This is a genomic window from Mesorhizobium sp. YC-39, assembly GCF_025753795.1.
Lineage (GTDB): Bacteria > Pseudomonadota > Alphaproteobacteria > Rhizobiales > Rhizobiaceae > Mesorhizobium.
Window position 1 is genome coordinate 498,480 of record NZ_JAOWPS010000005.1, and the last position, 19,280, is coordinate 517,759.

At 62.0% G+C, this 19,280-nt stretch carries 19 protein-coding genes and 1 pseudogene; 15 read left to right on the plus strand and 5 right to left on the minus strand.

The genetic code is table 11. The features are described 5' to 3' along the window. The first annotated feature begins 3 nt into the window (after positions 1-3). The 3 genes from clpA to OHD62_RS28085 all read left to right on the plus strand — a co-directional run bounded on the left by clpA (position 4) and on the right by OHD62_RS28085 (position 4,218). Positions 4-2,472, plus strand: a complete 2,469-nt coding sequence (gene clpA / locus OHD62_RS28075) for an ATP-dependent Clp protease ATP-binding subunit ClpA (protein WP_263789819.1) — start codon at positions 4-6, stop codon at positions 2,470-2,472. 63 nt (positions 2,473-2,535) lie between these two features. Further along, positions 2,536-3,180 (plus strand): chloramphenicol phosphotransferase CPT family protein, encoded by a 645-nt coding sequence (locus tag OHD62_RS28080; protein WP_263789821.1) that lies wholly within the window; start codon positions 2,536-2,538, stop codon positions 3,178-3,180. A 96-nt stretch (positions 3,181-3,276) separates the two neighbouring features. Then, positions 3,277-4,218 (plus strand): phosphatase PAP2 family protein, encoded by a 942-nt coding sequence (locus tag OHD62_RS28085; protein ID WP_263789822.1) that lies wholly within the window; start codon positions 3,277-3,279, stop codon positions 4,216-4,218. 3 nt (positions 4,219-4,221) lie between these two features. Here the strand turns inward: OHD62_RS28085 and OHD62_RS28090 are convergent, their stop codons facing one another. From OHD62_RS28090 to OHD62_RS28105, 4 genes are all read right to left on the minus strand, one after another. Next, the gene (locus OHD62_RS28090) at positions 4,222-4,656 is read right to left on the minus strand and encodes an HIT family protein (protein ID WP_263789824.1); all 435 of its coding nucleotides are present in this window, start codon (positions 4,654-4,656) and stop codon (positions 4,222-4,224) included. A 134-nt stretch (positions 4,657-4,790) separates the two neighbouring features. Then, positions 4,791-6,005, minus strand: a complete 1,215-nt coding sequence (locus OHD62_RS28095; RefSeq protein WP_263789826.1) for a GNAT family N-acetyltransferase — start codon at positions 6,003-6,005, stop codon at positions 4,791-4,793. A gap of 41 nt (positions 6,006-6,046) precedes the next feature. After that, the gene (locus OHD62_RS28100; protein WP_263789828.1) at positions 6,047-6,775 is read right to left on the minus strand and encodes a glycerophosphodiester phosphodiesterase; all 729 of its coding nucleotides are present in this window, start codon (positions 6,773-6,775) and stop codon (positions 6,047-6,049) included. 7 nt (positions 6,776-6,782) lie between these two features. Continuing rightward, the gene (locus OHD62_RS28105; RefSeq protein ID WP_263789830.1) at positions 6,783-7,247 is read right to left on the minus strand and encodes a RidA family protein; all 465 of its coding nucleotides are present in this window, start codon (positions 7,245-7,247) and stop codon (positions 6,783-6,785) included. A gap of 138 nt (positions 7,248-7,385) precedes the next feature. On the opposite strand from OHD62_RS28105, the gene OHD62_RS28110 reads away from it, so the two are divergent. The 5 genes from OHD62_RS28110 (at position 7,386) to tsf (ending at position 12,015) form a co-directional block, all read left to right on the plus strand. After that, the gene (locus tag OHD62_RS28110; RefSeq protein ID WP_263789831.1) at positions 7,386-8,213 is read left to right on the plus strand and encodes a cell envelope integrity EipB family protein; all 828 of its coding nucleotides are present in this window, start codon (positions 7,386-7,388) and stop codon (positions 8,211-8,213) included. A 100-nt stretch (positions 8,214-8,313) separates the two neighbouring features. Continuing rightward, positions 8,314-9,630, plus strand: coding sequence for a hypothetical protein (locus tag OHD62_RS28115; protein ID WP_263789833.1), 1,317 nt, complete (start codon positions 8,314-8,316; stop codon positions 9,628-9,630). A gap of 88 nt (positions 9,631-9,718) precedes the next feature. After that, positions 9,719-9,997 carry a DUF4031 domain-containing protein gene (locus tag OHD62_RS28120; RefSeq protein ID WP_263789835.1) on the plus strand — a complete coding sequence of 93 codons (279 nt, stop codon included), beginning with the start codon at positions 9,719-9,721 and terminating at the stop codon, positions 9,995-9,997. Positions 9,998-10,193: 196 nt separating this feature from the next. After that, entirely contained in the window at positions 10,194-10,976 is a 783-nt protein-coding gene (rpsB, locus tag OHD62_RS28125) for a 30S ribosomal protein S2 (protein WP_263789838.1), read from the plus strand. 118 nt (positions 10,977-11,094) lie between these two features. Beyond that, the gene (tsf, locus tag OHD62_RS28130; RefSeq protein ID WP_107647680.1) at positions 11,095-12,015 is read left to right on the plus strand and encodes a translation elongation factor Ts; all 921 of its coding nucleotides are present in this window, start codon (positions 11,095-11,097) and stop codon (positions 12,013-12,015) included. A gap of 22 nt (positions 12,016-12,037) precedes the next feature. Here the strand turns inward: tsf and OHD62_RS28135 are convergent, their stop codons facing one another. Beyond that, a complete protein-coding gene (locus OHD62_RS28135) occupies positions 12,038-12,964 on the minus strand; it encodes a LysR family transcriptional regulator (RefSeq protein WP_263789842.1) in 927 nt (308 codons plus the stop codon). A 116-nt stretch (positions 12,965-13,080) separates the two neighbouring features. Here OHD62_RS28135 and OHD62_RS28140 point away from each other — a divergent pair, with 116 nt between their 5' ends. The 7 genes and pseudogenes from OHD62_RS28140 to rseP all read left to right on the plus strand — a co-directional run bounded on the left by OHD62_RS28140 (position 13,081) and on the right by rseP (position 19,152). After that, on the plus strand, positions 13,081-13,608 hold the full coding sequence (locus OHD62_RS28140) for a nuclear transport factor 2 family protein (RefSeq protein WP_263789844.1): 528 nt from the start codon (positions 13,081-13,083) through the stop codon (positions 13,606-13,608). A gap of 35 nt (positions 13,609-13,643) precedes the next feature. Beyond that, positions 13,644-14,750, plus strand: coding sequence for an aldo/keto reductase (locus tag OHD62_RS28145; protein ID WP_263789845.1), 1,107 nt, complete (start codon positions 13,644-13,646; stop codon positions 14,748-14,750). Positions 14,751-14,881: 131 nt separating this feature from the next. Continuing rightward, positions 14,882-15,604 (plus strand): UMP kinase, encoded by a 723-nt coding sequence (pyrH, locus tag OHD62_RS28150; protein WP_140606988.1) that lies wholly within the window; start codon positions 14,882-14,884, stop codon positions 15,602-15,604. Between the two features lie 120 nt (positions 15,605-15,724). Continuing rightward, a complete protein-coding gene (frr, locus tag OHD62_RS28155; protein ID WP_126042013.1) occupies positions 15,725-16,279 on the plus strand; it encodes a ribosome recycling factor in 555 nt (184 codons plus the stop codon). A gap of 17 nt (positions 16,280-16,296) precedes the next feature. Further along, a pseudogene (locus OHD62_RS28160) lies at positions 16,297-17,040 on the plus strand (isoprenyl transferase); the annotation flags it as partial. Beyond that, complete coding sequence (locus OHD62_RS28165) at positions 17,037-17,852, plus strand: phosphatidate cytidylyltransferase (RefSeq protein ID WP_263789849.1); 816 nt, start codon at positions 17,037-17,039, stop codon at positions 17,850-17,852. The pseudogene OHD62_RS28160 and the gene OHD62_RS28165, both read left to right, overlap by 4 nt. A gap of 157 nt (positions 17,853-18,009) precedes the next feature. Next, on the plus strand, positions 18,010-19,152 hold the full coding sequence (gene rseP / locus OHD62_RS28170) for an RIP metalloprotease RseP (RefSeq protein WP_263789852.1): 1,143 nt from the start codon (positions 18,010-18,012) through the stop codon (positions 19,150-19,152). The last annotated feature ends 128 nt before the right edge of the window (positions 19,153-19,280 follow it).

A 19,280-nucleotide genomic window follows, 5' to 3' on the forward strand; every position in this document is an offset into this window, starting at 1 on the left:
AACATGCCGGCTTTCTCCCAAGGCCTGGAAAAGGCGCTTCACCAAGCGCTGACGCTCGCCAATGAGCGGCACCATGAATACGCAACCCTTGAACATTTGCTGCTCGCGCTCATCGACGACACCGAGGCGGCCGCCGTCATGCGTGCCTGCAATGTCGATCTGGACGAGCTGAAGCATACGGTGCTCACCTATATCGACACCGAACTCGACAATCTCGTCACCGGCTATGATGAGGATTCCAAGCCGACGGCCGGCTTCCAGCGCGTCATCCAGCGCGCGGTGATCCACGTGCAATCGTCCGGCCGCGAGGAAGTGTCGGGCGCCAATGTGCTTGTCGCCATCTTCGCCGAGCGCGAGAGCCATGCCGCCTATTTCCTGCAGGAACAGCAGATGACCCGCTACGACGCGGTCAACTATATCTCGCACGGCATCGCCAAGCGCCCCGGCGCTTCGGAAGCGCGGACGCCGCGCGGCGCCGACGACGAGCAGGGCGGTCAGAACGGTGCTGAGCCGCAGGAGGAAAACGGCAAGAAGAAGCAGCAGCAGGACGCGCTGACCGCCTATTGCGTCAATCTCAACAACAAGGCCAAGGCTGGCAAGATCGATCCGCTGATCGGCCGCGAGAGCGAGATCAACCGTACCATCCAGGTGCTGTGCCGCCGCTCGAAGAACAACCCGCTCTATGTCGGTGACCCCGGCGTCGGCAAGACGGCGATCGCCGAAGGCCTTGCCAAGCGCATCGTCGAGGGCGATGTGCCGGAAGTGCTGCTCAACGCCACCATCTTTGCGCTCGACATGGGCACGTTGCTGGCCGGCACCCGCTATCGCGGCGATTTCGAGGAGCGGCTGAAGCAGGTCGTCAAGGAGCTCGAGGATTATCCCGGCGCGGTGCTGTTCATCGACGAGATCCATACCGTGATCGGGGCAGGGGCCACGTCGGGCGGCGCCATGGACGCGTCGAACCTGTTGAAGCCGGCGCTGTCGTCCGGCGCGATCCGCTGCATCGGCTCAACCACCTACAAGGAGTTCCGCCAGTTCTTCGAGAAGGATCGCGCTTTGGTGCGGCGCTTCCAGAAGATCGACGTCAACGAGCCGACCATCGAGGATGCCATCGAGATCATGAAGGGCCTGAAGCCCTATTTCGAGGAATTCCACAAGGTCCGCTACACGAGCGAGGCGATCAAGGCTTCGGTCGAATTGTCGGCGCGGTACATCAACGACCGCAAGCTGCCGGACAAGGCGATCGACGTGATCGACGAGACCGGCGCCTCGCAGATGCTGGTGCCGGAGGCCAAGCGCAAGAAGACCATCGGCATCAAGGAGATCGAGGCGACGATCGCTACCATGGCCCGCATTCCGCCGAAGACGGTTTCGGCCGACGATGAGAAGGTGCTGCAGGGTCTGGACGTCGAGTTGAAGCGTGTCGTCTACGGCCAGGACACCGCGATCACGGCACTGACCTCGGCAATCAAGCTGGCGCGTGCCGGCCTGCGCGAACCGGAAAAGCCGATCGGCTCCTACCTGTTCTCGGGTCCGACCGGCGTCGGCAAGACCGAAGTGGCAAAGCAGCTCGCTGCTTCGCTCGGCGTCGAACTGATCCGTTTCGACATGTCGGAATATATGGAGCGCCACACCGTCTCGCGGCTGATCGGCGCGCCTCCCGGCTATGTCGGCTTCGACCAGGGCGGCCTCCTGACCGACGGCGTCGACCAGCATCCGCATTGCGTGCTGTTGCTGGACGAAGTCGAGAAGGCGCATCCAGACCTGTTCAACATCCTGTTGCAGGTCATGGACCATGGCAAGCTGACCGACCATAACGGCAAGCAGATCGACTTCCGCAATGTGATCCTGATCATGACCACCAATGCGGGCGCCTCGGATGCACAGCGCGCGGCGATCGGTTTCGGCTCGACCAAGCGCGAAGGCGACGATGTCGAGGCGATCAACCGGCTGTTCACGCCGGAATTCCGCAACCGTCTCGATGCGATCATCCCGTTCGGCTCGCTGCCGGTGCCGGTCATCCATCAGGTGGTGCAGAAGTTCGTCATGCAACTCGAAGCCCAGCTTTCCGAGCGTGGCGTCACCTTCGACCTGTCGCCGGACGCGATCGCCTGGCTGGCCGACAAGGGCTATGACGAGCGTATGGGCGCGCGGCCGCTCGGCCGTGTCATCCAGGAGCACATCAAGAAGCCACTGGCCGACGAGGTGTTGTTCGGCAAGCTCAAAAAGGGTGGCACGGTGCGCGTCACCGTCGAGAAGAAGGAGACCGGCGAGACCGGCCTGAAGCTCGAGTCGCTGGCCGACGAGGCGCCGGTCAAGCCAAAGAAGGAAGAGCTGGACGAGGCGCCCAAGGTCAAGAAGGCTGCGGCGAAAAAGCCCGCCGTGAAAAAGGCCGTGGCGCAGAAGCCGGAGTCCAAGGGCAAGGATGGCGGCAAGCGCAGCCTGGTGCCGCAACTGCCCCGCAAGGGGTAGCCAACCCTTAGGTCGAAAAGAGCCCCGGAGACGGGGCTTTTTTTGTTGGAAGAGAGGTGACGCATGGCCGAGGTTGGACAAATCATCATCCTCAACGGCGCGCCACGATCGGGGAAATCGAGCATCGTTCAGGCCATTCAGGAGAATTTCGCCGAGCCTTGGATGAATCTGGGCGTCGATATCCATGTCGACCACATCACGCCCCGGCGATATCGCCCCGGCATCGGGCTGCGGCCTGGAGGAGAGCGGCCGGACATAGAAATTCTCGTTCCGAGATTTTACGCAGCTCTCTATGAATCGATCGCTGCCCATAGCCGATTAGGGCTGAATGTCGTGGCCGATTTCGGTCACCACGACATCTATTCAAAACCACTCCATGTTCTTGTTGATTGCGCCCGACGTCTCGACGGCCTGCCGGTCTTGTTCGTCGGCGTTCGCTGTCCAATCGAGGTGATCCTGGAAAGACGGGCTCGCAGCGCAGCGGAAAAAGGTTACGTGACCGGGTCCCTTGGCGATCCTGCGCCACTGCCGGTCCGCCTGTGGCAGGAGGCAGTACACAATCCCGGCCTCTATGATCTGGAAGTCGATACATCGCTTCTGAGCCCGGCGCAGTGCGCGAACGCAATTCAGGAGCGGCTTCAGCAAGACCTACAACCGACGGCGTTCGAGAAATTTTCTGATCCGTCTTTCACAGGTTCTAGGCGGTAAGCCGGCACGGCCTCAGCAAGCGAGTTTGTTCGGATTTGTGTTTCTTGAACGTCTCGCTTTCACGTCGAATTAACGTCCTTCGGAGATGTTCCGGGGATGATTTTCTTGCCTGCAGAACGGACGATCCTGACCATCACTTTGGCGATGGTCGCGGTTTGCCTGTTCCTGATATGGGAGAAGGGCGTCGTCGTCGCGCTTGGTGCATATGGTTTTTCCATCGGCTTCGCCGTCGTCATGATCGCGCTTGGCCAATTCTATCGCCATTTCCGCAAGGTGGAACGGATCGCACTCACCACGCACATTCTGGCGCTGTTCATCGTCTATTCCGTGCCTACCTCGCTTTTCAACCTTCTGCTTTTGCCGCGGCCTTCGGCACCGATCGATGCCACCCTCGTGCAGATGGATGCCTGGCTCGGCTATTCCTGGCCAGACGCGTGTGCGTGGATTTCCCAGTACCCACGCCTGTCGGACATTCTCAGGCAAATCTACAATCTGACGCTGGCCCAGATACTCTTTGTCTTTCTCTTTCTTGGCATGGCGAACGACCGGCGGCGGTTGCACGCGGCCGCACTGGGGACGGTGTTCGCCTCGCTGGCCACGATTTTTTGCTGGGCGCTGTTTCCATCCAGCGGCGCCTCCGCCTACTGGACGTTGGCGCCTGAAATTGACCGCATCGTTCGGCCGGTCGTCAATTCCGCTTATGGCGCGGAATTAAATCGACTGCTCGTTGAGGGCGTACGAGACATCTCCACGCTGAAGGCGACAGGACTTGTGGGGTTCCCTTCATTCCACACGGTTATGGCGCTGATGTCGTTGACAGCCGTCTGGCCATACCGGCCGATGCGTTTCGCGCTGATCCTGATCAATGCCGCCTTGCTGCCGGCGATCCTCATCCATGGCGGTCACAACCTAATGGATGTGCTCGGCGGTACCGTGGTCACAGCACTATGCTGGCGGTTGGGGCTCGTGGCATTCGAAGCGCAGCAGCGCCGCCCTTCGAGTGGCCCGCGCCATGCCCAGGCGGTGGTCGAAGCCTGAACGTCAATCCGTCGCCAGCGCCGTCCGTATCTTGCCGGCGTTCTCAGCCAGGATTTCTGGCTTCTCCATCTGTCCGCTATGCGGCTTCAACGCGATGCCCTCGAAGCGCGGAATGACATGGACATGCAGGTGATAGACGCTCTGGCCCGAAGCCGGCTCGTTGAACTGCATGACGGTGACGCCATCGGCGTCGAAGGCCTTTTTGACTGCCAGCGTCATTTTCTGAACGATCGCAAAAAGCGGTCCGAGTGTTGCCGGATCGGCGTCGAGCAGGTTACGCGAGGGCGCCTTCGGCACCACGAGCGTATGGCCCGGTCCTTGCGGCATCACATCCATGAAGGCCACGATCGCGTCATCTTCGTAGACGCAGTGCGACGGGATTTCACCGCGCATGATTTTTGCGAAGATATTGTTGCTGTCGTAGGCGGCGTCGGCCATGGCGTGTGCTCCGGATTGTGCCTCGCTATCTCGTGTAGCGAAGCCATTCCGGACCGGCAAGACGATCAGGCAAGATCGCTTCGACGGACACGCGGTGGAAGCGCCGCTTCCTGGTCGAGGACGCCGCGCGGTTGCTAGTCCCCGAGATCCTTGCGGAACGGAGTGTGCTCTTCGAGAAGGTCGCCCATGCGCTCCACTTCGCGCCGCTCGCGCCTGAGATAGTCGGCCACCGCGTTGCGTAGGCCGGGATGGGCGATGTAGTGCGCCGAATGCATGGTCACCGGCCTGTAGCCGCGGGCCAGCTTGTGTTCGCCTTGCGCACCTGCCTCGACCACCTTCAGCTTCCGATCGATGGCGAAGTCGATCGCCTGGTGGTAGCAGACTTCGAAATGCAGGAAGGGATGGTCTTCGATGCAGCCCCAGTTGCGGCCGTAAAGCGCGTCCGAGCCGATGAAATTGATGGCGCCGGCAATGTAGCGTCCATTGCGCCTGGCCATCACCAGCAGGATGTCGTCGGCCATGCGCTCGCCGATCATCGAAAAGAATTCGCGGCTGAGATAGGGCCGGCCCCATTTCCTGCTGCCGGTGTCCATATAGAAAGCAAAAAAGTCGTCCCAGACTCTTTCGGTCAAATCCCTGCCGGTCAGCCAGTCGATCGAGATGCCGTGAGCGAGCGCCTCGCGTCGTTCCTTCTTCATCGCCTTGCGCTTGCGCGAAGCCAGCGTGGCGAGAAAGTCGTCATAGGTCGAAAAGCCTTCATTAAAGAAGTGAAACTGCTGGTCGGTGCGGTGCAGGAAACCCGCCGCCTCCAGCGTCTCGACGTCTTTCTCCTGGGCGAAGGTAACATGGGCCGAAGACACGCCGAGCTTTTCCGTCACCGCCTTCAGGCCGGCCGCGAGGCCTGCCTTCACGGTGTCGTTGTCCTCGCCCTTGCGGACCAGCAGGCGAGGGCCGGTGACGGGTGTAAACGGCACGGCGCATTGCAGCTTGGGATAATAGCGCCCGCCGGCGCGCTCAAACGCATCCGACCAGCCGTGGTCGAAAACATACTCGCCCTGGCTGTGCGATTTGAGATAGCAGGGAACGGCGCCGAGCAGTCTGCCTTGCGCGGTCTCCAGCCTGAGGTGATGACCCTGCCAGCCGGTGCGCCGCACGGCGCAGCCGGAGTCTTCGAGCGCGCTCAGAAAAGCAAACGAAACGAGAGGGTTGTAGCCGTTTTCTTTATCGCCGCGCGCAGTGCCGGCGAGGCTGTTCCATTCAGCGCAGGTGAAGGCGCCGATACCGGCGGCGACGCGGATCGAATAGTCCGCATTCTCCGTTTGCCCGCCGCAGTCATCGCCTTGATCCATCCGCTCTATTTAAGCTCCGTGCAGGGCCATGCAAGCCTGGTTCAAGCCACCTTCACGTGATCAGGTTCGAAGCCTTCGAACGTCATCTGGTCGGCATATCTGAAGGTGAGCTCCACCGCGGGCTGGTCGTGCACGGTCCAGGTGATGACAGGCATTCTGAGCTGTTCGCGCACGAAGGAGACGAACCGGTTCGGCAGGTCGCCGGCGGCATAGGAGGTGAAGGCGAGATCGTGCGCCAGCATGGCGAAATGCGCTTCGATCAATTGGTTGTCCGTGCCATAGGCGGTCAACCCGCCGGGGATGCCAGGCGCATGTTTCGGGAAGTCGCGGATCAGCCAGTGGTCGAACGACATGATCGCTGCCTTGCCCTTGTAGCGCTTTAGCATCTCGCCAACGCTTGCGACCAGGCCTTCGTCATGGCCGGGAACGCCTTTGAGTTCCACGACCATGGGCACGCGGCCACCGACCAGATCGAGCGCCTGCTGCAACGTCGGCAGATGGTCCGAAGTGCCGCCAACCCCAAGCGCCGTCAGTTCGGCCGCCGTGCGCTGCCAGACGAAGCCGTCCTGGCCGGTCAGCCGCTTGAGGTCGCCATCGTGGATGATGACGGGAACGCGATCCGACGACAAATGCACATCGCATTCGATCGCATAGCCGCGCTCGGCCGCGGCGGCGAAAGCCGAAAGCGTGTTCTCCCAGCGCTTCTTGTTCATGTCGTGAAAGCCGCGATGGGCAACGGGCCGGGCGGTCAGCCAGGAAAGGTCGGTCATATCTGGCTCACTCGACTTCGAAGATCGCTTCAATTTCCACTGCGGCATTAAGCGGCAGGGAAGCGGTGCCGACGGCGGAACGGGCATGTTTGCCGCGATCGCCGAGGACGGCGACCAGAAAATCGGAAGCGCCGTTGGCCACCAAATGCTGCTCGAAAAAATCCGGCACTGAAGCAACGAAGACGGTGATCTTCACCAGCCGGCGGATTTTCTCGAGGTCGCCGACGGCTGCCTTGGCTTGCGCCAATATGTTGATCGCGCAATATTTTGCCGCTTCCTTGCCGCTTTCGGTGTCGACCTCGCGGCCAAGCAGACCGCTTGCCTGCAGCTTGCCTTCCCTGAGGGGCAACTGCCCGGCGGTGAAGAGCAGATTGCCTGACCTGCAATAGGGCACATAGTTGGCGGCGGGTGCCGCGGCGACCGGAAGCGTCACGCCGAGATCGCTTAGCCGCTTTTCGATTGTTTCACTCATGGTATTTCCCTATTGCTTGATGTCGCCGCGCAGGCCGGGCCGAAATTGCTATTTTTGCCTCGCTTCCGCCATGACTTTTTTTAAGCTGGACCATCTTTCCCTGCGGCCTGCCATTGGCCGCGATGATCGGAGCCCCTCATGCGCGCAACGCGCCTTGCATTCCATGCTGTTCTGCTGCCGGCGCTTTTCGCGGTGGCTCCTGCTTTTGCCGTGCCGGCGCTGCAGGCACATCGCGCCGTTTATGACATCACCCTGGACAAGGCCTCGGATCGTTCTGGCATCACCGGCATTTCCGGCCGCATGGTCTACGAGTTCAATGGCTCGCCCTGCGAAGGCTACATGGTGAAATTCCGTATGGTCACCCAGATCGTCACCGGCGACAACACGCGGCTGACGGATCAGCAGACGACGACCTTCGAGGACGCCGAAGGCAAGACCTTTTCGTTCGTGACGAAATCTTTCGTCGACCAGAACCTCGACAAGGAGGTCAAGGGTACCGCGACGAAGGAGACGAAGGGCCTCAAGGTCGATATGGACAAGCCGGAAAAGAACAGCATCGAACTGGCTGCCACCCAATTCCCGACCCAGCATCTGGTCGAACTGATCGGCAAGGCCGAAAAGGGCGAGAACTTCTACGAAACCAATCTGTTCGACGGCTCGGAAGACGCCGACAAGGTGATGGCCACCACCGTCGTCGTCGGCAAGAAAACCGATGCCGACAAGGCCGATCCGGAAGCGCCGGCGCTGGCAAAACTCGCCACCGACAAATATTGGCCAGTCGACATTGCCTATTTCGACGACACCGACAAGTCAGGCGAGGAGGTGCCGGAATACCGGATCAGCTTCAAGCTGCATGAGAACGGCATCACGCGTGACATGGTCATGGACTATGGCGAATTCTCAATGACCGGCAAGCTGGTCAACCTGTCGCTGTTCGATCAGTCAAAGCCTTGCCCGACGAAATGAGCCTCCGCTTAACCACGACGCGGTGCTGTCGCGGCCAATGACTTGAACGTGCCGCAATTGCGTCTCACCCTTTCCCCAGCGTCTACCTTGGGGGATCAGGTTGAGCAGAATCGATGTGTTCGTGGCGCCGAAGCCCAGTCCGGCGCTGATCAAGATCATGACTTTCGTCAACCGGATTATCATGCTGCACGGCGTTCCGGGGCTTCGCGACCTGCTGCCGTTCAATCGCCTGGCTGGATTGCGCGGCGTCGCCAATGTCCGCCACATCGACTTTCCCGATGACGACCGGCAGCGGCTGAAGGCCTGCTGCGGCGCGGGCAAGGCGACATTCATCACCCCCAACCATCCGGAATTCTTCACCGACTGGATGATCGACAAGGAGATCGTCTCTCAGGTCAGCCCGCTCGCGGCATCCTGGGCCACGCATGGCGTCGTCAATGGCCTTGGCCGGATCATGCAGAAATTCTGGCTGGCCAACAATCTGATCGCCCAGATCCCGGGCAACAGCGGGGCGGCCAAGGAACACTCGGTCGCCTGGGCGCTGAAAGGGCATGGCGTGCTCCTGCATCCCGAAGGCGGCGTCGGCTGGCATGCCAATGTCGTCGCCCCGTTGCTTCCGGGGGCCGTCGAGATGGGGTTCGAAGCGCTCAAGCGCGGTCGCGCAACGGACGGGGATTTCAGGGTGTGGATCGCACCGATCGTCTGGAAGCTGGCTTTCACAAGAGATGTCGAGCCGGCGTTGGCGCAGGAATGCACCTATGTCGAGAAAAGCCTGAAAATCGAACGCCATGCCGCCGATACACTGGCGGAGCGCGTCCACCATATCTATGCAACGCTCTTGTCGCGTGACGAGAGCGCCTGCGACATGATGCCTGATGCGCAGGGCTCCTATGCCACGCGCCAGAAGCGATTGCTGATCGAATTGAGCCGGCGCCTTGGGGAACTCATTCCAGTCGAATCCGGCGCCCCAGTCCAATCCGGTGCGGATGAGATCGCCGAGCTTTTGCGACGGTCGCGCCGATGGTTGCGGGAAGGGACGGGCGATGCCGAAGAGCAGAAGCAGGTCCGGACGCTGGCGGACACTATCCAGCGCATCCAGCGTGTTGGGCCGTGGGCATGGTCCAACCCGCGCATCACGCAGGAGGAGATCGCCGAGCACCTGAAACGCATCCGCAACGATTATTGCAAGGGCACGCTGCGCGACACGGTCAACCGCTTCGTGCCGCAGCCGGCCGGACCGCGTCGCGCCCATATTCGCACACCGGAGACGCTGGGATTGCACGCCTGGCACGGCTCGATCGACGAGGCGCTTGCCGAATTGCGTCGCCGTATGCAGGACGCCATCACCGCAATCGTCGGTCAGGTCGAGGCGGGCGGTGGTTTCATTTTCTACCCGAATCCCTTCTATCATCGCTGATGCCGCAACCTTGGGCTATCGTGCTTTCCGAAAATCGATTCTGATTTTCGGGCCGATGCGGACCGGGTGAGGGAGTGCGGCAAGCCTGATGGCGGTCTATGTCGACGCGGCAATCTGGAAGTGGGTCGGCCACCGCTGGTGCCATCTGCTTGCCGACGATACCGACGAGTTGCACCGTTTTGCAGCACAGCTCGGCGTCAAGCGCTCGTCTTATCAAGGACCGCCGAAGACATCGGCGCCGCATTATGACATAACCGGGTTCGAGCGAGACCGCGCGGTGCGGCTAGGCGCCATCGAATGCAGCCGCGAGGAGATCGTTGCTGTTTTCCGGCGTGTGCGGGTGCCGAAGGGCAAGATGCGTTCATGAGAGCGGTGCGCGGATCGCCGCACGCTGTGCCGCAGCGCTTGCGTTTGTCGCGCATCCCCTCTATATGCGCGCTCATTCCACACACGGACTTTGGTGTCTGCCCGGGAGAAATCCGGCTGAAACCTCCGGTGGCATTCGAGGACATCTGTCCGGAAATGCCTGTGTCCGTGGAGGCTAACCGGAAAGGAACTTGAGAATGGCTCTGCCTGATTTCAGCATGCGCCAGCTTTTGGAAGCTGGCATTCACTTCGGCCACCAGACCCACCGCTGGAACCCGAAGATGGCGCCCTTTATCTACGGCGCCCGCAACAACATCCACATCATCGACCTGTCGCAGACGGTGCCTTTGCTGCACCAGGCGCTGAAGCAGGTATCCGACACCGTCGCCAAGGGTGGCCGCGTGCTGTTCGTCGGCACCAAGCGCCAGGCGTCCGACATCGTCGCCGATGCCGCGCAGCGCTCGGCACAATACTATGTCAATTCCCGCTGGCTCGGCGGCATGCTGACCAACTGGAAGACGATCTCGAATTCCATCCAGCGCCTGCGCAAGCTTGACGAGATGCTGGCGGGCGAGGCCCAGGGCCTGACCAAGAAGGAGCGCCTCAACCTCGACCGCGAGCGCGAGAAGCTCGACAAGGCGCTAGGCGGCATCAAGGACATGGGCTCGACGCCGGACCTGATGTTCGTCATCGACACCAACAAGGAAGCGATCGCCATTCTCGAGGCCAAGCGTCTCGGCATTCCGGTCGTCGCCATCATCGATTCCAACTGCGACCCGGACAAGATCGACTTCCCGATCCCCGGCAACGACGACGCGGCCCGCGCCATCCAGCTTTATTGCGATCTGGTCGCCAAGGCTGCGATCGACGGCATTGCCCGCCAGCAGGGCGCGCTCGGCGTCGATGTCGGTGCGGCGGTCGAGGCTCCGGTCGAGCCGGCGCTCGATCCGACGCCTGCGGCCGAGTCTCCGGAAGCATAACAGCGAAGGCCGGTTTCCGGCCTTCATCCTTCCAATATGTTGGCGCGCTAAGCGCTGGCGCCGGGCGCATCATCGAACGTCGATGGTGCGTCGGCGCATTTGAAACAAAGAGGCGACAATGAGCATTTCGGCTGCACAGGTCAAAGAACTCCGCGACTTGACCGGCGCGGGCATGATGGACTGCAAGATGGCGTTGAACGAGACCAACGGCAACATGGAAGAAGCCGTAGACTGGCTGCGCAAGAAGGGCATCTCCAAGGCCGACAAAAAGGCCGGCCGCACCGCTGCCGAGGGCCTGATCGGCGTTGATTCCGGGGTCCGCGAGGCAGCTGTCGTCGAGGTCAATTCCGAGACCGATTTCGTCGCCCGCAATGCTGCCTTCCAGGAGATCGTCGCCAATGTCGCCAAGGTCGCACTGGCCTACGGCAAGACCGAGGCGGTTGCCGCTGCCAAATATCCGGGTTCGGATAAGTCGGTTACCGACGTCATCAAGGACGCTGTCGGCACGATCGGCGAGAATCTGGGCTTCCGCCGCTCGGCCAAGCTCACCGTTCCGCACGGTGCCGTCGCGACCTACGTTCACAACGCGGTGGCCGATGGTCTGGGCAAACTCGGCGTGCTGGTCGCCATCGAGACCACTGGTAACGAGCATGCGGCCAACGCCTTTGCCCGCCAGGTTGCCATGCACGTTGCCGCCACCAACCCGATGGCGCTGACCGCCGAGCAGATCGATCCCGCCGCGGTCGAGCGTGAGAAGGCGATCTTCTCCGACCAGGCGCGCCAGTCCGGCAAGCCGGAAGCGATCATCGAGAAGATGGTCGAGGGCCGCATGCGCAAGTTCTACGAAGAGGTTGTTCTCCTGAAGCAGGCCTTCGTGCTCAATCCCGACATCACCGTCGAGAAGGCGCTGAAGGATGCCGAGAAGGAGATCGGCGCGCCGGCCAAGATCACGGCCTACCTGCGCTTCGCGCTCGGCGAGGGCATCGAGAAGGAAGAGACCGATTTCGCGGCGGAAGTCGCGGCAGCGGTCAAGAAATAGCCCGGAAACGGGCTTTTAGAGCTCAGGCAACTCGGCCGGGCGTCCGCAAGGATGTCCGGCCGATCTCTTGTGCGGTGTCGATAAAGGCTCTGAGCTTCGGCGCCATCGCCGACCGCCTGGGAAAATAGAGGAACAGGCCTGGCTCCTCGATCGCCGACTGCGGCAGCACCTGGACAAGCCGGCCGGCTTCTATGTCGGCGCGCACCAGCGGCTCGAACACGTAGGCCAGTCCCGTTCCCGATAGCGCCAGATCGATCGCGACAAGGGAATCGGTGACGACAGCCGTGCCGCGCGTCTCCACCGCCACGTCCTTGCCGTCTTCCGTCAAATCCCAGCGATAGACCGCGCCGGAGCGCACGAGACGGTAGCCGATGCAATTGTGGGCGGCCAGATCGGCCAGGCTGCCCGGACGGCCTCGCCGGCCGATATAGGCTGGCGAAGCGACGATGACGACCTGGAACGGCGGTGTCAGCCGGATCGCGACCATATCCTGCGCGATCATCTCGCCAAGCCTGATGCCGGCGTCAAAGCCCTCGCCAACGATATCTACCAGTCCTTCATTGGCAAAGATTTCCACCGTTACATCGGGGTAGCGTTCCGCCATGACTGTCACGACCGGTGTCACCGCCATCGGGACGGCGACATGCGAAACATTAAGTCTGAGCAGTCCAGCCGGGCGGCCCTTGATGCCGCGAATACGCTCCATCCGTTCGGCGATATCCTGCAGCGCGGGTTCCGCCGTCGCGACAAGGGCCTGACCGGCTTCGGTCAGCGATACGCTGCGTGTGGTGCGCGCAAATAGCGGCTGGCCGATCCGCTCCTCCACCAGCCGCACAGCATGGCTGACCGCTGATGGGCTCATGCCGAGCTCGGCGGCCGCCAGCGCAAAGCCGCCGCGCCGGGCAACGGTGACAATGACAGGCAGATGGCTGAGCAGGTCGCGGTCCATTCATGAGCAATATCGCATAGTCTGTGCAGATAATGCAATCTTCTCGACGCTGGCGCGCTGCCCCACATTATCGCCAACACATCGGCGGCGGGCTGATGCGCAAAGGAGACAGAAACATGAACGCGTTGAAGCACGTCACATTCGCGGCAGGCCTTGCGCTGGTACCCTTCGATGCGGGCGGGGCAGAAACATCCGACCGGCTGGCGCTCGCCGACGAGCGCGCCGTCATTCGCATCGCCGATGCCATCGATCGCGCCGTCGATGCGCAGGACTGGAAGCGCGCTCGCAGCTATTTCGCCGATCGCGTCACCGTCGACTTCAGCAGCCTCTCCGGACAGCCTCCGGCCACGATTGCTGCGGACGACCTCATCGGCACCTGGTCAGCCAACCTCAAGGGCAGCAAGACCAGTCTGCATCTGCGCACCAACCACCAGGTCGTCATCGAGCCCGCCGCCGCGACGGTCTCCTCCAACGGCTATGCCTGGAACCGGATGGAAGGCAATGGCGACCCGCTGTGGGAAGTCTGGGGCACCTACGAGCATCACCTGACGCGCTCTGGCGCCGGCTGGAAAGTCGATGGCTTCACGTTCCGCATGACGCACGAGCGCGGCAATCCCTGGGTCAAGACCACCCCCGGCCAATAGGCCGGCATCAATCAGATCAGGACTGGAAAGATACCATGACCATGACTTATTACACGCTCGGCAATAGCGGGCTGCGTGTCACGCGGCTTGCGCTCGGCACCATGACTTTCGGCACGGAATGGGGCTGGGGCGCCGAGAAGGAGACCGCCCGGGCGCTGGTCGATGCCTATGTCGAGGCCGGCGGCAATTTCTTCGACACGGCCGACGCCTATACCAGCGGCACGTCCGAGACCTGGCTCGGCGAATTCATCGCCGAGCGCGGGTTGCGCGACAAGGCCGTGATCAGCACCAAGTTCAGTTTCAACCCGTTGGCCGACAACCCGAATGCCGGCGGCAACGGACGCAAGAACATCATCCGCGCCGTCGAAGGCTCGCTGAAGCGCCTCGGCACCGACTACATCGACCTGTACATTCTCCACGCCTGGGACAGGCTGACGCCGCCAGAGGAAGTAATGCGGACGCTTGACGATCTGGTACGGGCCGGAAAGATCCGGCATGTCGGCCTGTCCGACGTGCCGGCCTGGTATGCAAGCCGGGCGCAGTCGGTTGCCGAGCATCGCGGCTATGAACCGGTTTCGGCGCTTCAGCTCGAATATTCGCTTGCCGAGCGCAACATCGAGCACGAGTTCGTGCCGTTCGGCACGCGCTATGGCGCCGGGATCATGGTCTGGAGCCCGCTGGCGAGCGGCCTGCTCAGCGGAAAATATCGCTCCGACACAATCGTCAAAGACGGCGGCAGGCTGGAGACGATGCGTGGTTCGACCAATCCCGGGTTCCAGAAATTCAACGATCGTAACTGGCAAATCGTCGCCGAACTGGAGAAGGTTGCCGGCCAGCTCGGCCGCAGCATGGCCCAGGTCGCCCTGAACTGGACAGCAAACAGACCAGGCATTGCGTCCGTGATCGTCGGCGCCACCAGGCTTGACCAGCTCAAGGACAATCTCGGCGCGCTCGATTTCGACATTCCGCTGGAACTTCAGGCGCGGCTTGATGCGGTGAGCCGGCCGGTCACGCCCTTCCCGTACTCGTTCTTCGGCCCGGAAATACAAGGCGGCCTGACGGGCGGCCACGCGGTTGGCGACAAGCCGGCAGGCTATCTGCCGGACCTGCTCATGCAAGGCACTTTTGCCGGCGTGAGCTGACGGCTACCTCAGTCCACGTTCGCAAGTTTCCGGCTCGGGCGCCGCGTGACATCGCGGCGCCCTTCGTGTATCGGAGCCAGTGTTTCCGGGCGCGGCGCCCGAAGGCGTCACATGCAAATGACGAGGACCAGATGACGGTGAAGCCCCTCTACCGACGTGTCTTGCTGAAGGCATCGGGCGAAGCGTTGATGGGTGAGCAGCATTTCGGCATCGACGTGTCGGTCGTCGATCGCATCGCCGCCGACATCGCCGAGGCTCGCGCGCTCGGCATCGAGGTCGGCGTCGTCATCGGCGGCGGCAACATCTTTCGCGGCGTGGCGGTTGCGTCCAAGGGCGGCGACCGCGTCACCGGCGACCATATGGGCATGCTTGCCACGGTCATCAACTCGCTGGCGCTGCGCACCTCGCTGAACAAGATCGGCGTCGACGCCGTGGTGCTGTCGGCGATCGCCATGCCCGAACTGTGCGAGAGTTTTTCCCAGCGTCAGGCGACCGCTTACATGAACCAGGGCAAGGTCGTCATTTTCGCCGGCGGCACCGGCAATCCCTTCTTCACCACCGATTCGGCCGCAGCGCTTCGCGCCGCAGAAATAGGCGCCGATGCGCTGTTCAAGGGCACCCAGGTCGACGGCGTCTACTCGGCCGATCCCAAGAAGGATCCGAATGCGACGCGTTTCGAGCGCATCAGCCATGCCGAAGTGATAAAACGCGGGCTATCAATCATGGACACGGCTGCGATTGCACTTGCGCGCGAAAACAACATTCCGATAATCGTCTATTCGATACACGAGAAGGGCGGCTTTGGGGATATTCTGAGGGGTGGCGGCCGCTGCACGGTCGTCGCGGACGACTGATCGGGAACAGGTTCCCGAACCGAGATCCGCGTGAACAAAAAGCGGATTTTCGGATTGAGACTCAAATGCGGGGTTTCCCCTGAAACAGTGAACCCGGGCCAACGGGTCGAGGAGACGATGATGAGTGGCGAATACGACGATCTCAAACGGCGCATGGACGGGGCGATCGCGGCGTTCAAGCACGATCTGGCTTCGCTGCGGACCGGCCGCGCATCGAGCAATTTGCTCGATGCCATCCAGGTGCAAGCCTATGGCACCACCATGCCGATCAATCAGGTGGCGAATGTGTCGGTGCCCGAGCCGCGCATGATTTCGGTTTCGGTCTGGGACAAATCGATGGTCGGTGCGGTCGACCGCGCCATCCGTGAATCCAATCTCGGCTTCAACCCGATCGTCGACGGCACCAATCTCAGAATTCCGCTGCCCGAGCTCAACGAGCAGCGCCGCAAGGAACTGGTCAAGATTTCGCACGGCTATGCCGAGAATGCCCGCGTCGCCGTGCGCCATGTGCGCCGCGACGGCATGGACTTTCTCAAGAAGGCGGAAAAAGACGGCGATATCAGCGAGGACGATCATCGCAAGCGCTCCGATCAGGTCCAGAAGCTCACCGACGAGATGATCAGCACGATCGACCATCTGCTTTCCGATAAGGAAGCTGAAATCATGCAGGTTTAAGGGTAGGTACCCGACCCGAAAGCGAAACTATGACAAGCCCCGCGCATGTCGCGATAATCATGGACGGAAATGGACGCTGGGCCAAGGCACGTGGCATGCCGCGGCTTGCCGGGCATCGGGCCGGCGTCGAGGCGCTGCGCAAGACGGTGCGCGCCGCCCCCGGCCTTGGTATTTCCTTCCTGACCGTCTACGCCTTCTCGTCGGAAAACTGGTCGCGGCCAAAGTCCGAAGTCAGCGATCTGATGGGCCTCTTGAAACTCTTCATCCGTCGCGATCTCGCCGAACTGCACCAGAGCGGCGTGCGGGTCAGGATCATTGGCGACAGGACAGGGCTGCAGTCCGATATCAGGACCCTGCTTGAAGAGGCCGAAACGCTGACCGCGCGCAACGAGGCGCTGACCCTGATCATCGCTTTCAACTATGGCGGTCGCGACGAGATCGTGCGCACGGCGCGCAAACTTGCCTCCGCCGTGGCGCGCGGCGAACTCGACAGCGAGGCGATCACGGCCGAGTCCTTTGCTGGCGCTCTCGACACCAAAGGCATCCCGGATCCGGAACTGGTCATACGCACCAGCGGCGAACTCAGGCTGTCGAATTTCCTGCTGTGGCAGGCGGCGTATAGCGAGCTCGTCTTCCTGCCCTGCTACTGGCCCGATTTCAGCCGCGAGCATCTGGCCGACGCGTTGCGCGATTTTGCCGGCCGCGAGCGTCGTTTCGGCGGGCTTGGCGCCCAGGACGTCGCTGTGACGGCCAAGGGATGAGCAACCTCCAGCTTCGTGTCATCTCCTCTCTCGTCCTTGCCGTCGCCACGCTTGGCCTGACCTGGCTTGGCGGACTGCCGTTCCGCTTGCTGTGCGCCGCTATGGCGGCTGTGATCTTCCACGAATGGACGCGGATGTGCCGCCCGGCCGCCGGCCCGGGTCTTGGCTTTCTGCCCGAAGCGCTGCTTGTGGTCTTCGTCGGCGCCTTGATCGCCGGCCTGCCGGCTTTCTGGCTGCTGCCTCTGGTGGCAGTGCTGGTCCTGGTCGTCGTGGCTGCGGCCTGGGCGCGCAAGACAGGGCAGTGGGATGCCTCGGGCCTTGCCTATGCGGCCGTTTCGGGCCTGTCGCTTGCTCTTTTGCGCGACGGCGACTATCCCGGCCTCGTCGCCATTCTTTTCCTGTTCGCAGTGGTCTGGGCGACCGACATCTTTGCCTATTTCGTCGGCCGCAGCGTCGGCGGTCCGAAACTGGCGCCGTCGATCTCGCCGGGCAAGACGCAGAGCGGCGCACTCGGTGGCGTCGTTGGCGGCGTGATTGCCGGGCTGCTGCTGGCCGCCGTGGCCGGGGCCGGCAATCTTGCCGTGCTCGGTGTCGTTGCGCTGGTGCTTTCAATCGTCGCTCAGGCCGGCGATCTGTTCGAATCGTGGGTGAAGCGCCGCCACGGCCGCAAGGATTCGGGCGTGCTGATACCTGGCCATGGCGGCGTCATGGACCGGGTCGACGGGCTTGTCGCGGCCGCTTTTGCCCTATACGTCATCGGCTGGATTTCGGCGAGCGCCGACCATCCGGCACAGGGGCTGTTTCCAGCTTGAACGGCATGTTTCTTGGCGCGGCGCAGAATGCCGCCATGGATTCGCCTGGATTGATGTCACAGTCGCGGCGCACCCTCCCGTGTCGTGGAAGAAACTGGGTCGTGTAAGAATCTGGGTCGCGGAAGAATCTGGCTGCGGACGAATTTGAGGGCATAAATTGAACGAGATTCTTCACGCGGTTTTCAGCACGGAGGGCTTTTTCCTCGGTACGCTGGTGCCTTTCCTGTTTGTGCTGACCGTTGTCGTGTTCGTCCACGAAATGGGCCACTACCTTGTCGGCCGCTGGTGCGGTATCGGCGTGCAAGCCTTCTCCATCGGCTTCGGTCCGGAACTGTTCGGCTTCAATGACAGCCATGGCACGCGCTGGAAACTCTGCGCCATACCGCTCGGCGGCTATGTCAAATTCGTCGGCGACATGAACGCCACCTCAAGCCAGCCCAGTTCGGAAGAGCTCGAATCGCTGACCGATGCCGAACGCAAGGTCGCTTTCCACACGCAGCCGATCTGGAAACGCGCGGCGACGGTGGTGGCCGGCCCTCTGTTCAATTTCCTGCTGACGATCGCCGTCTTTGCTGTGCTGTTTTCCGCCTATGGCCGCTATGTCTCGGAACCGATGGTGGCCGAAGTCACGGCCGATAGCCCAGCGGCCCAGGCCGGAATCCTGCCCGGCGATCGATTCGTCAGCGTCGACGGCAGCAAGGTCGAGACCTTCTCCGATGTCCAGCGCCTGGTCTCTGGCCGCGCCGACGATGCCATTACCTTCGTCATGCTGCGCGACGGCAAGGAGGTCACCGTCACCGCGACTCCGCGGCTGATGGAGCAGGAAGACGCACTGGGCAACAAGGTCAAGGTGGCCGTGATCGGCGTCGTCAACAACAAGGAACTCGGCCAGCCACGGCTGATCACCTATAGCCCGGCCGGCGCCCTGACCGCCGCGGTCGAGGAAACCGGCCATATCATCCAACGCACCGGTCAGTTCCTGCAGCGTTTCGTTGTCGGGCGCGAGGACAAATGCCAGCTTGGCGGGCCAGTGAAGATCGCCGACATGGCCGGCAAGGCGGCAAAGCTGGGCTTTGAGTGGCTCGTGCAGCTTGTTGCGCTTTTGTCGGTCGGGATCGGTATTCTCAACCTTTTGCCGATTCCCCCCCTCGACGGCGGCCATCTCCTGTTCTACGGCGTGGAGGCCATAATCCGGCGGCCGGTGTCGGAACGGATGATGGAAATGGCCTACAGGAGCGGCCTGATTCTGGTCCTGGGCTTCATGGGCTTCGTTTTCTGGAACGATCTGTTTGGGTGCTGAAATCATGAAGAAATCTGGCTTCGGCACCACCAATGTTGAGACGCCGTTTACCATGCACGGGGGTTGGCGTGACGCGAAAGCCACGCCCCAAGGCTAAGTAATTACAAATTAACCAGAAGCCTTGCGTG